The sequence below is a fragment of the Candidatus Delongbacteria bacterium genome (assembly GCA_041675285.1).
Classification (GTDB): Bacteria; CAIWAD01; CAIWAD01; order CAIWAD01; family CAIWAD01; genus CAIWAD01.
On the sequence record JBAYTZ010000021.1, the window covers coordinates 41,752 to 54,430 of the forward strand.

Below are 12,679 nucleotides of genomic sequence, written 5' to 3' on the forward strand. Positions count from 1 at the left end.
CATGAGCATCCAAGAGCCCGAGCGCCTGGCCTTCCAGGCCTACTGCGATTCCCTGCTGGCGGACTACGGCGCGACGGTTGTCGTCACCTTTGGCGATGGCGACCGCATCTACATCCCCGCAGCAGGCATCCGCGTGTTGGAGGCGACGCCGCTCTTCGACCGTCACACGGGCGTGGTTCAGGCGTGGCGCTACTTCATCCTCTTCGCCGAGATGAGCGTCCTGGACGTGTTGAACGCCGGCCATCCCGTGCATGCCTTTCGCGGCGTGGTGACCGAGCGCAAGGGCCACTTCTGCTGGCTGAAAGAGACGGACGGCGACAAACGTTTCCTCATCAGCAAGAATGATCCCCACGACCTAGATGATCGCCAGCAGGCTGTCTACCAGTCCTGGGAGGCTTCCGTGACACAGATTGGTGGCGAAGAAAAGCTGCTTGAGATCCTTGACGAGGAAGCCCGCGTTTGGCTTGCCCGGGACAAGGAGGCAGCCGCGTGAAAGTGCTCTGGTTCTATGTCTTCGAGTTCCATCCGGACTCCACACGCAAGCAGCCCATCGGAGCTTGGATCTGGGTGGATGGGGCTCTGGACTACGTCTTCGATCCAGCCTATCCGGAGGATGAGGCAATTCCGTCGGACCTCATCAATCGCATGTTGGAAGCAGGGGTGAGGTCAATCAATCAAGCTGCCTTCGAATATTGGCAAACGCACCTAGGCTATTTCCGTAGCTCTAGTCAAGTTTATGAAGAGGAAGTATCAAATCTAAAGGGATTCGCTTCAAAGATTTCCTCTGCGCTATTGGGATCTTAGTGAATTCAGTTGGCCACCCATCTACTCATCAGTTTGTGGAGATTCTAGATCACCCAAATGAATCCCTAGGATATCTGCTAATTCTTGCCGAAGGTCTCGGATTGACGCGGTGTCGGAATCAGGCGGTGATTCGACAAGCTCCTGTACTCTGCGCTTGAAGTCTTCTACAGCGCTTATGTCGGGATGAGAGGTGAAAAAACCAATATTAGATCTTAGAAAACTGATCATCCACTGATAACCACTGATATTTCCAGATTTAATTATCGATGTAAAAAGTCCAGGAATCGCATTTCGCTCACTAAGAACCTCAATGTGTGCAAGCTCTTGACCGTAAAAATTGAAGAACGCCTCAGAAAGCTGACCGTTCGAAAGTGCGGCATCACTGAGAAGGTCTCGCCGAAATACTTTTCTTGAATCTTCATGAAGATGTGATAAAATCTGCTGCCAGTGACTTGGATTAAGATACGAAGGTTCTATTCTGCCGGCAGCTGTCTCGCGAGCATGCCATATTAATGCATCTTGAAATTCATGGCCTAGAGTGAATTCTACATTTGCTGAATTTAATTCAACTAACAATTCAGCGAGATTTGATTCTGTCTCGAGTTCATTTTGCCAGCTTCTACCAGCTATTCCTTTCAGACCGGTAATACAAAATTGTTCAAGCTCTGCTCCTGCACCATTGCTAATCATTAAAGCATACAATGAACCTCGATTTGAAACGAAATCGTTCTTTGCAAGGAAACTCACAAGTTGCGTCTTTTCCCGTAACAAAGTTGCAAACGACTCTAATTTCGTCTCTGTTGGCACCTCCGATACCAAATCCCAATTCTCAACGACAGCTTCAGGAGGGAAAAATAAGCTAAAATCACTTGTAGTAGCTGCAAATCGCAGGCACTTCAAAACAAGCGGTTTTAATGCTTCATTATTACCAACAAGATCATAAAGAAGTGTTGCCTCATTATGTCCTGCAATGTATCCAATTATAGCAGAGGCGAACTCATCGGTAGGCTCGACGACTAATTGTGTAGCTATTCGATGTCCAGCTGCAGAATTGCCGGTCCCAGGAGGTGAGGAAATGTTTGGATCAAATTCAAGATATAGAATTAGCAATTGTGCAGCCGTATGTATATTGGTGCCTTTCCCCTTTGGTAGTACAGTATGAAGATGATGTAATAGATATCCTGATGTAGCTAGGGAAGAAATAGCTGTTACTGCATCATTATCTTCTAATCGTAGATTTGAAAGTAGTGAAAGAAGAGGATCAATAGTTGACGACGCAAGCGGTTCAATTGTCTCAAGCTTAGTTTTAGTTGTAGTTATAATAGCTTTCCAGTCAGTGATAACGCTCAGCTTTCGAATTACAGGTACGGCTTCAACAAGATCGTTCAAGTCAGTTTCATTGGAAATGGTTGTACAAATAACATCATTTACTTCATCTTGCGAAACGTTCGACTTAAAGGCGCTCAAAATGTGATCGTTCAGATTAAAACGGGCCATACAATGACACGTTTGCAGTGTCATATCGGCTGGCTCCAATAACGGTATTCTATCATCTGCACGCGGGAAACGTCCAAGATCATCTAGTGTCGTTAATACGGAAACAATCGTAACAACCCAATCTTCAGGAAATGTTTCCTTCTTTTCGCTTGGTTCAATCGAAGATAATGTTGTAAGTATGTGTTGTACAACTGGTTGATCAGGGCATAGGCGACAGATAGCTGATAGTCCTTGTCCTAAATCTATGCTAAGAGGACGCCATTTGCTTACCAGAATCACTGCGTTTCTAAGATTGGTTAAAGTTTGCACTTTCATTGGACATTTATCGTTGCCAACGATGTTTGAATTATAAAGGCAAAGAGCTGCTTTAGCCAATTTTGATGATTCAATTTCTGACCATTGACTAAAATCAATTGACTCTAGAGTTTCCCAAAGGCCTGGTGTCGAAGATTGCATGTTAAGTGCTTCAGCATTGCCCTGCTCCAAAGTGTTCGTAAGTGGGTCATGAAGAAGAAGTTGACGTGCTTCGGGCACTGTAGTGTTGAACGCAAGAGCTGCAAGATTGTCTGCGATCTCTTTACTAAGAAGATCAATGACCTCCTTGTGTGGAACGTCATGGTTTAATAATTTAGTAGTAACGTCATTACGTTCGATCCCTAATAGGACATAATATGCAATATCTGATAGCGGGATTTCGTGATGCCATTGTCTGTGAATACCGCCAATGTCATTAATGAACAACTTGATATTGCGTGGTGTTGGCTTATATTTCGTCTCTTTTAAATGCCATGAATATAAACGATATATGACGTGAAATTCACTTGAGTCATGATCAGGAAACGCTTCTACCAACCAATTATTTAAATAGGCTCTCCAGTTTGAAACAAGTATTGGAGGTACTGAGAGGCGAAGTTGAAAGGTTTTTCCTATAAAAGATGATGCAAGGTCTTTTATTCCATCATCATCATTCCAAAGACGGCCTAATCCGTTGGGATCGTAGGGCACGACAATCCAAAAGCGATTGAACCAGCTCAACGAATTACTCTCGTTGAGTTGTAAAAAGGTTCGGAGAGATGCCCAAATCGAAAGGGCATCTTTAGGAGTGACGCGATCTAAGTTGTCAACTACTAAAACAACGCGACGGCTGGAAAAATTTGTATCAAGTGCGGCCGTCATCAGCTCGACAAATAATGTTTGGAATTCTATTGAAGTAGGATCTGATGTTTCTATCGCCTCTGATTTAGTATTGGTAGTTGATCCTTTGATTAAAATAGCCCATGTTTCCTCGTTAGATCCAAATATCTTATTAGCTAGAAGAAGAAAAAGAGGTGCCAGACTAATCAATAAGCCAATCAAAAACCGCCAAGCAATGGGTAGATCGATATCTGGAATCAAATGAACTGTATTGTTTAGTGAAGAGCTAAAAAGTGCATAACCGATAGGAACTAATAAAGTAGTTATAATAAGCCATTTGGCAAAAGAAGTGAGACGCGGGGAAGTGGTTGTTTCTGATGTTTTTTTCCTTTTTGTGAGAAATTCCTTTTTTTCATTCCAGAAATTGTGGTCTATCCATCCCGCAACGTCAAGCGACTTAATAAGAGTTTCAATAAAGCTGCGCCGTAGAGGATCACCTTCGTGAGACCATGCATCGAAAACTACAAAACGTAGGTCTGGGTCCGATTCAACTGCTTTACGAAGTAGATTGACTACTGTTGATTTCCCGGAACCCCATCCGCCCTCTAGACCTATTGCCTTTCCTCCTGGTTCCGTGAGGACTAGATCCGCCAAAGCAGATGCAATTTTCTGATGAGAGCCAAAGGCGTCCTCATCAGCCGGAGCATCGGTAATGAGTCTTGTGCGGCATTCGGAACTCATTGCAGCCTCGTTTAGAAAAAGGTACTTTGTGTTGGAGCCAAACTATGTCGAAGTAGCCAGCGTGTAGACTCTGAAGTTCCATTTAGAAAACAGCAAAAAAGAGCAGACGGGAAATGAAAAAATGAGCATGAGATGCAGCTAGTCTGACCAAGTACGCTGCTGAGCAAAATAGCGTTCGGAGGAAGTCGCCGCTACATGTTCGCCATTGCGAACGAAGAATTATTCAGTAGTCGCTGACAATATTCTCCATTTCAGCATCGGCTCGCCCTCTTGGGTGGAAGATCGCTTCCGTGGATCCAAGAATTTACGGGGACGAGCATATCCTTCCTGAACGTCGAAGCCGCCCTCTTCCCCGAGCTAGGTCCAGTTGCCCGAGGCTCAGGTGTTCCAACTCACGACGTCCAGTATATCGGAAACAAGCGCAAACTGCTGTACTGGATCCGCAAGCAACTTCCCGAGGGGATGAAGACCACTGTTGACGCCTTCGCCGGCGGCGGCAGCATCAGTCACATGCTGAGTTTTGTGGCATTGGTGCAAGAGTCAATCCCCGATGATTTTCTACCACTTCTTGACATACCCTCTCGGACAGGCGACCGTGTCCCCCGACTGATTCAAGTCGCGGGACCGCCATGCAATTCCTGACCGTCGAAGCCGCCCTATTCCCTGAACTGAGCCTGAGCGCCCAGGGCGCTGGCGCGCCGACGCATGGCGTCCAGTACATCGGGAACAAGCGCAAGCTGCTGGACTGGATCCGCGAGCAGATTCCTGAGGGCGTGAAGACGGTAGTGGACGCCTTCGCCGGCGGCGGCAGCGTCAGCTACATGCTGAAGCGCGAGGGCTTTGCCGTCCACTCCAACGACAGCCTGCATTGGCCCCATCACATCGCCCGGGCCATCCTCGTCAACCAGACCGAGATTGTGACGGATGAGGAGATTGAGGCCCTCTGCCAGCCCAATCCCAAGGCCGGCACCTTCGTCCGGGACCACTACGCCGGCAAGTTCTGGAAGCCAGAAATCCACGGCGTCATCGATGAAGTGCGCGAGAATATCGATGACCTCTCCGGCTTCAAGAAGGACCTGGCATTGGCGGCCCTGGGCGCCACCATGCTCTCAGCCCGCGGTTGGTTTCCCCAGTTCACCACCAGTAAGGTCAGTGAGGACGGCTACTCGCCCGAGCAGTTCCATAAGCGGCTGGGCGAGGTCATCCGCAGGCTGAACTCGATGGTGCTGGACGGACCCGCTTGCACGGCGCAGCGCCTGGACGTGCGCGAGTTCCTGCCCAAGGTGAAGGCCGACCTGGCCTACTTCGATCCGCCCTACGTGACCGAGTTCAGCGCCGCCAACTACAGCGCCAACTACCACGTGGTGGACGCCGTGATGGTGAAGGGCGAAGGCCGCACGCCCAACACCGACAGCGTCACACGGATGGAAAAGACCCAGGGCGACCTGACCAAGGCCAACATCGCGGCCTTCTTCCAGGAAGTCTTCGCCGCGGCCGAGCACATCCCGGACTGGATCCTCTCCTACCGCGACCACAGCTATCCCACCGAAGCCGAGCTGCAGGAGGTCTTTGAGAAGGCCGGGCGTGAGTTCCGCCTGGAGACGAAGGACTTCTCCTACGGCAGCCTGGCTGGCAAGCGCCGGGACGAGGAGCCGGCCAAGGCCAAGGAATACCTGTTCGTGGGGACGGCGAAGAAGGCTCAGGACGAAGCGCAAAAGGAGGATCCCGTGCAGGACCCAAAGGTCGTGGACGCCGAGGCCGTCAATGAATTGGCGGCAGTCGCCGCGTTGACCCGCCTGAAGGCGCGTCTGGACGCTGGCCGGTTGGTGGCCGTGTCAGAGGCGAAGCCCGAGGGCGGCGAAGATCACGAGATCGCCTTCGTGCTGTGTCACGCCGGCACCAACAAGAATGGCGACCACTTCACGGTGGTGGAGCTGAAGGCGGCGGCCCCCAGCGCGGCCGGCACCAAGATCAACCTCAAGCACGGCCAGAAGGCCCAGGACATCGTGGGCAAGACGGAGAGTGCGGCCTACGAGGAGACGGAGGGCGGCCGCGTCGTCTGCGCGGGAAAGCTCTTCACGGGCAGTGACGAGCTGGCGGCCAAGGCCAGGAAGCTCATCCACGAGGAGCTGATCACCAAGGTCTCGATGGAGTGCTCGTATGCCAAGGGCGAGTGCTCGATCTGTGGGCACACGCACGTGGCCGTGGCGGACCGCTGCGAGCACCTGAAGAAGTCCAAGGGCCAGCAGCTCGATGGCAAGGACGTCTTCGAGATCCTGCACGGCGTGACCTTCACGGGCGCGGGGCTGCTGGAGGGCTACGAGCCCGCTGACCCCAAGGCCGACATCACGTCGATGGCCTGGGAACCGGACGGCCTGATGCGCGCCTTCTCGTACGGCGGCGAGCTGGCCAGGCAACCGGACCGGCCCGAAACCATGCGCCAGGTCCTGATCCAGCAGGAGATCCGGGACGACCTCTGGCGCACGCAGGACGCCTTTCACACGGTCATCAGCACGCTGGTCGACCAGTTCGCGGCCGAGGCCGCGTCGCTGGACGAGATCGGCGCCAAGATCCGCCAGGCCGCCGGCGACACGGCGGATCGCGTGATCCAAATCCTGACCACCATCAGCAAGGAGACGGGAGCCATGGACCCGAAGACGGAGCAGGCGGCCTCGCAGAAGGCCCTGAAGGACATGAGCCACGAGGAGCTCTTGAAGCACGCCGAGGAGCTGGCGGGCCTCAACACGGACCTGGCCGGCAAGGTCCAGGCGGCGGAGGTCGAGAAAGCCAAGAGCGCGGCCCTCCAGGCGGCCGAGGCGCTGGTGGCGCTGATGGAGAAGAAGGGCAGGGCCTTCGCCGATCCCGCCGCGCGCCAGGCGGAGGTGGACAAGCTGGCAGCCCTCTCCGACGAGGCCCGGAAGGCCGTGGCGGACACCTGGAGCGCCCTGCCCGACAAGGCGGGTGACAAGTCCGGCGTGCCGGCCAAGGAAACCCCGGCGGGCGGCGAGGGCGGCGGCGAGGGCGCGCAGGCGGCCACGGCCGCGGGCGGCGGGGCACTCAGGGCCAACGCCGGCCTGACGCCGGCCACGGGTGGCGACCCCACGCCCCAGGACCTCAAGACCAAGCTCACCGTGGGCTTTCAGGCCGCCTACGAGGAGCGCGTGGCGCGCGAGCGTGGCGAGGCGACCGGCGGCGGGACCGAGTAACTACTCCCGACCCGGAGATGCCGGGACGGTCAACGAAGAGACAAGGAGCGAAGCATGTACAACAACTCCCATCCCGGCATCGAGTACGGCGACGGCGTCCTCAAGGGGCCGGGCACGCCGGGCCAGGTGCTCAAGAGCGTCGGCAACAACGAGTTCTCGGTGGTCTCGAATGCCGCCGATGTGCCGGCGGGCATCCTGAAGCGCGCCGACAAGAACTGCGCCTTGCAGGGCGCGACGGAGACGACCCCTTGTGTCGTCGACACGGGGACCTTCGTCTTCCAGACGGACCAGTTCTCGGGCACGCCGGCCTTTGGCAACAACCTCACCTTCGACGCCACCACGGCCAAGCTGAAGGAGGCGGTGGCGACGAACAAGATCGTGGGCCGCGTGCTGTCCGTCGACGGAGCGGAGATCTCCGTCCTGTGGACGAACCACGGCTTGGTGGCCTAAACCCAGCCAGCAGGCTGAAAGCAGGAGACAACCCACGTGAAGACGCACTCGACGAAGGACCCGCAGTTCATGGCCGCCATGGCGGTCCTGATGGCCGAGGCTCTGGGCAGGGAGAATGGCCTCTACGCCCTGGCCGAGGCCATCGCCCCGGTGATCAAGATGGACATCGAGCGCAAGAACATCGTGCCCCTGGTCCTGACCGAGCACACGCTCAAGGCCGGGCAGGAGGCCAAGTACCAGAAACGCGCGGCGCTCCGGGCGCACTACATCGGTGTGGGCGGCCAGCCCCACCAGCAGGAGGTGAACGCGGACACGGAGGTGTCCTTCCCGATCTTCCGCATCCACGCCAACCCTGAGGTCGATGTCAGCGATCTGGCCAACGGCAACATCGGCGCCATCACCGACATGCAGACCGATGCCGCCAGCGCCATCCGCAACAAGCTCAACGCCAAGGTGGTGGACCTCCTGTCCGCCGCGGCGGCCACACTGCCCACCACCAACGTGGTCAACGTGACGGGCGGCAAGCTCACCGACACGGCGCTCTTCACGGCCATCGGGCGCATCAACGACCTGGAACTGACGCCGCGCTTCCTCTTGATCCGCGGCAGCCGCATCATCGACCTGAAGGACTTCAACCTGGATCCCGAATCGCGGCGCGAGTTCGTCGAGAAGGGCATCCTCAACCGCCTGCAGGGCGCGGGTCTGATCAACAGCGCGTCCATGAAGACGGACGAGGTGATCCTCATCCCGGACATGGAGGTGGGCAAGTACGCCATCCGCACGGCCCTGCAGGTGGACCCGCAGAAGCAGGGCTTCAAGGTGGGCTTCCTGACCTGGCAGGAGTGCGCCATGGGCATCACGCGCCCCGACCTGGTCTTCAAGGTCACCATCTCGGCGTAGCCCGAGAACGTGGACAACGCGGCCGGCCGGAGGTGCGCTTTCGGCCGGCCCTCTCTCTCACGGAGGACTCATGTTCCAGGTGAAGGCCAGGACCTCGACGGTGGTGATCGGCGAACACGTCCTGCACGTGGACCGGCCCGTCTGCTACCCGGAGAGCGTGCCGCCCGAGGTAGCGGCGCGGACGGATCTGGTGGAGATTACGGAGCTGCTCGAAGCCGACGGCGTGGATCACGCTGGCGCCACGGCTGTCACGGATGCCACGGGTGACGCAGGGATTGCCGGCGCTGGCACGGCGATCGGCGAGCCGGCTGCCGACCTGTCCAGCCCAGTTGACACCTCGGTCTCTGGCGCGCTGGATGATGCGGCCCTCGCCGGCGTGACTCTCCTGCACGTGGAGGGTGGCGAAGAGGACGAGGACGCCGGGGCAGACCCCTTGCAGCCTCCCGATCCCTTCGCCGACGAGGCGACGGGCGCGCTGGCTGAACCGTCTGCCCCTGCACGGAAGACGACCCGGACCGCTTCCGGTGGCCGGCGGTAGCTGACCTATGGCGACCACGGTCACGCAGCTGATCCAGGTGCTTCGCGGCGAGCTCGTCGCGACGGATGAAGTCGACCTGACGACCGACCAACTGCGCAATGCCCTGAAGCGGGGTCTGGCCTTGCTGAACCGGGACTTCGAGCTGGCCTACGGGATGGAGACGGACCAGGAGACGTTCTCGCCGGCGCTGTCGGACCTGGACCTGGAGCTCCTGCTCCTGGCCGCGACGCCCACCTGCTGCCGGATCGAGATCGCCAAGGCCGCCCGGCGCCCGAGCTTCAAGGCGGGCGCCATCGAGATCGACACAACGCGGTCCGCCGGCGCCTGGCGCGAACTCTTGTCCCACGCCCAGGGCGAGTACCAGCGCCTGGTGGAGATGGGCGAGGCGGATCGCCAAGCGGCCCTGCAGTCCCTGCTCTTTGAACGCGGATCCGTGGTCACAACGGATACGGCGACGACATGAGCCATTTGACGGCAACCGAGGCGACCCTGGCCCTGGCAGATGTGGCGCGCCTGCTCGCATCGACGGGCGACGTCATCCAGCTCCGCCAGCGCCAAGCCCCCCCCGCCTCGGGCTTTGCGGGGGATCCGGCACCCGAGTTCGGATCCCCCGTCGCCGTCCCGGCCGTCCTGACCGCCAAGGCACCCGAAGACTTGCTGCAGGTGGGGCACGAACTGCTCGTGCTGGTGGGACCGGAAACGGTGGTGGCGGAGGGCGACGAATTCACGCACGGCGGGCATCGCTACCAGGTCGAGGATGTCGTGTCGCGGAATCTCTTCGGCACCGTGACGCACCTGGAGCTGTCCACCAAGCAGCTGCACGGGAGCGTGTGATGCTCGACGGCGTGACGATGCTGCTGGACAAGAAGGCACTGGGCAAGACGCAGAAACTCCTGGCGGCCTTCCCGTCGGTGCTGGCGCGCAGCCTGGCCTTGGCGATTCTGGAGATCGCCAAGGTCGTGCAGACCCAAGCCAAGCGCAGCCTGACGGACGAGGGCGCCATCGACCTGGGCGCGCTCAGGGCCTCCCTCCACATCCTGGTGCTGGGGCCGCTGACAGTGCTGGTCGGCACGCCATCCGAGTACGCGGCGCCCGTGGAGTTCGGCACGGTAGGACACTTCGTCAAGGTCGAGAAAGTGCCGGGCCTCAGGGAATGGCTGGTGCGCCACAAGATCCCGCAGGGCGAGTCGCGGACCTACTTCTACGTGCATCCCAAGCCCAAGCCCTTCATGCAGCCGGCTTGGCTGATGGGCGTGGCAATGGCGCCTGTGACGGTCCAGCACGCGGTGGATCTGGCCTTCGCAGCCGTGGAGAAGCACCTGTCATGATCGTCGAGCGCGCCTTCGCCGAGCACCTGGTGATGTTGAATCCGGTCCTGCACGTCTTCAAGGACGAGCTGGCGTGGACACAGGCCGGCGAGCCCTGGCCCTATCTGATGGTCACCAAGACGGCGGAACGGGTGCAGGGCAAGGGGACGGGCCGCTACGACGTGAAGGAGTGGGATGAAGGGGCCCAAGAGTGGGTCTACCACAAGGCCTGGGCGCGCCGGTTGACCCTGCGCCTCACGCTGCGCAGCGCGGCCATGAGCGGCAAAAGCGGCGCGACTGTCCTGGACAAGGTGTCCGGGACGGTGCAGGCGTTCCTGCGCCTTCACGCCAATGGGCAGGCGCTGGATCTGGTGGACACGACGACCAGCACGCCCGTCCACCTGGAGCGCATCCGCTTCCTGGGCGAGAACGACCAGGGTCCGCTGCTGACGCGCGTGCCCTTCGAGGCCCAGCGGACGCTGGACGTGGAAGTCTGGGCGGAAATGGTGGACGAAGTCCAGCGCGCGCCGCTGATCGAGACGATTTCCCAGAGCATCGAACTGAACTAGGAGCCCGGCATGAAGAGCGAAAAGGACAAGCCCCAGGAAGGGACGGAAGCGAGCGGCGGCGGGCAAGGGGATCCGGCGCAGTTCACGCAGCAGCGCGCAGCCACGGTGATCAAGCGGCTGAAGGTCCCGGCGCCGGTGGCGGCGGGCGTCCTGGCCGAGCACGGGCTGACCCGGACGGCACTCGTGGATCCGGTGGAGTTTGAGGCCCTGGTGACCGCGTGGCTCGCGGCTCCGGCGAAGAAGCAGTAGGGAGGCATCGTGGGCAAGATCATCAAGGACGTCTACACCGAGTACTTCTCGGGCAAGGCGGGAATGAGTCAGAAGCCGACGGCCGTCGAGTGCGTGGCCGGCGCGGCGGGTGGCGGCGACAAGCTGACGCGTTACATCATCAGCGACAAGCGCAGCGCCTTGGACCTGTTCAAGTCCGGCCCACTGCTGCAGGCCATCCTGGAGCGCCTGGACGCGGGTTCCACGGTCATCTATGCCTTGCGCTTGGCGGGCACGGCCATGGCCAAGGCGACCATGTCCATTCCCGGGGCGACCGGCACGGCCTTCACCATCGATGGCTACTACCCCGGCGTCTGGTGGAACGGCGTGAGCATCTCCATCACGGCCAATGCCGGCGATCGCACGATCGAGATCGTCGACCCGGACACCGACGTCGTCCATGCCTTCACGGGCACGACCAACGCGGGCCTCGTGGCGGCCATCAACGCCGGCCAGTCCCTGGTGAAGGCGACCATCGGCGCCGGCGGGCTGGTGGCGGCGAAGACCGCGGCCCCCCTGGCGGGCGGTAACGATGGCCTGACCCTGGCCAACGGCGACTACACGGCGGGCATCACGGCCAGCGAGGACTTCACGGATGTCAATTGGGTCCACTTCGTGGGCGCGGACACGCTTACGCTCTGGGCGGCCATCCTGACCAGTTGCAACACGATGGTCACGTCGAACCTGGGTGAGCGCTTCGCCTTCCTGGACGTTCCGCGCATGGTGGTGGCCGATCCCCTGAAGCCGACGGCGGCCGAGGTCTCCACCTACGTGGCGACGATCCAGGCGCTCATCGCCACGGTGGCGGACCCCAACGCCGTGATCCCGGTGGGCGAGGCCCGCTACACGGACATGGCCGGGACCGTCTACTGGAACCGCATCACCAGTGCGGTGGCAGGGCGCTACGCCGCGCTGAAGGTCCAGGAGAGCCTCCTGGCCAAGTCGGCGCCCAACGTCTCCAAGCTCTGTCCCGAGTGGAACGTGGGCCAGCAGACTGTGCTGGTAACGGAGAACCTGATCCATATGCGCAACGAGCCCGGCCTGGGGCTGATCTTCGGCAGCAGCAACAACCGCTGCCCGGAAGGAAGCGCCTACAACCGCGTCGAAAAGGTGCGCGCCACCTACGCGGCGGGCAAGGCCTGCCGCCTGGCGGCCCTGCCGCACCTGGGCAAGCCCAACGACTCGGAGGGCGAGGGCCTGCTGCTCATGGAAACCGACATGCGCGCGCCGCTTTCCCTGATGGCGCAGAAGGGCGAGATCGACCAC

13 protein-coding genes are annotated in these 12,679 nt (G+C 58.9%); 12 read left to right on the forward strand and 1 reads right to left on the reverse strand.

What is annotated here, in order from left to right:
• Position 1: 1 nt before the first annotated feature.
• Both WC326_15280 and WC326_15285 read left to right on the forward strand, forming a co-directional pair.
• Positions 2-493, forward strand: coding sequence for a hypothetical protein (locus WC326_15280; GenBank protein ID MFA7332430.1), 492 nt, complete (start codon positions 2-4; stop codon positions 491-493).
• On the forward strand, positions 490-804 hold the full coding sequence (locus WC326_15285; protein ID MFA7332431.1) for a hypothetical protein: 315 nt from the start codon (positions 490-492) through the stop codon (positions 802-804). Before WC326_15280 ends, WC326_15285 begins: the two co-directional genes overlap by 4 nt.
• Positions 805-825: 21 nt before the next feature.
• Here the strand turns inward: WC326_15285 and WC326_15290 are convergent, their stop codons facing one another.
• The gene (locus WC326_15290) at positions 826-4,176 is read right to left on the reverse strand and encodes a P-loop NTPase fold protein (GenBank protein ID MFA7332432.1); all 3,351 of its coding nucleotides are present in this window, start codon (positions 4,174-4,176) and stop codon (positions 826-828) included.
• Positions 4,177-4,805: 629 nt separating this feature from the next.
• Here WC326_15290 and WC326_15295 point away from each other — a divergent pair.
• From WC326_15295 to WC326_15340, 10 genes are all read left to right on the forward strand, one after another.
• Positions 4,806-7,382: a DNA adenine methylase gene (locus WC326_15295; GenBank protein ID MFA7332433.1), complete on the forward strand. Its 2,577-nt coding sequence runs from the start codon at positions 4,806-4,808 to the stop codon at positions 7,380-7,382.
• A 54-nt stretch (positions 7,383-7,436) separates the two neighbouring features.
• Positions 7,437-7,832: a hypothetical protein gene (locus tag WC326_15300; GenBank protein MFA7332434.1), complete on the forward strand. Its 396-nt coding sequence runs from the start codon at positions 7,437-7,439 to the stop codon at positions 7,830-7,832.
• A 36-nt stretch (positions 7,833-7,868) separates the two neighbouring features.
• Entirely contained in the window at positions 7,869-8,732 is an 864-nt protein-coding gene (locus tag WC326_15305) for an HK97-fold major capsid protein (GenBank protein MFA7332435.1), read from the forward strand.
• A gap of 70 nt (positions 8,733-8,802) precedes the next feature.
• Complete coding sequence (locus WC326_15310; protein ID MFA7332436.1) at positions 8,803-9,270, forward strand: hypothetical protein; 468 nt, start codon at positions 8,803-8,805, stop codon at positions 9,268-9,270.
• Between the two features lie 7 nt (positions 9,271-9,277).
• Entirely contained in the window at positions 9,278-9,733 is a 456-nt protein-coding gene (locus tag WC326_15315) for a hypothetical protein (GenBank protein MFA7332437.1), read from the forward strand.
• Positions 9,730-10,104 (forward strand): hypothetical protein, encoded by a 375-nt coding sequence (locus tag WC326_15320; protein MFA7332438.1) that lies wholly within the window; start codon positions 9,730-9,732, stop codon positions 10,102-10,104. The genes WC326_15315 and WC326_15320 overlap by 4 nt, the downstream gene beginning before the upstream one ends.
• Positions 10,104-10,598, forward strand: a complete 495-nt coding sequence (locus WC326_15325; GenBank protein ID MFA7332439.1) for a hypothetical protein — start codon at positions 10,104-10,106, stop codon at positions 10,596-10,598. The genes WC326_15320 and WC326_15325 overlap by 1 nt, the downstream gene beginning before the upstream one ends.
• On the forward strand, positions 10,595-11,146 hold the full coding sequence (locus WC326_15330) for a hypothetical protein (GenBank protein MFA7332440.1): 552 nt from the start codon (positions 10,595-10,597) through the stop codon (positions 11,144-11,146). Before WC326_15325 ends, WC326_15330 begins: the two co-directional genes overlap by 4 nt.
• Before the next feature lie 9 nt (positions 11,147-11,155).
• Positions 11,156-11,395, forward strand: a complete 240-nt coding sequence (locus WC326_15335; GenBank protein MFA7332441.1) for a hypothetical protein — start codon at positions 11,156-11,158, stop codon at positions 11,393-11,395.
• Positions 11,396-11,404: 9 nt separating this feature from the next.
• A partial coding sequence (locus WC326_15340; GenBank protein MFA7332442.1) for a DUF2586 family protein occupies positions 11,405-12,679 on the forward strand: 1,275 nt, incomplete at its 3' end.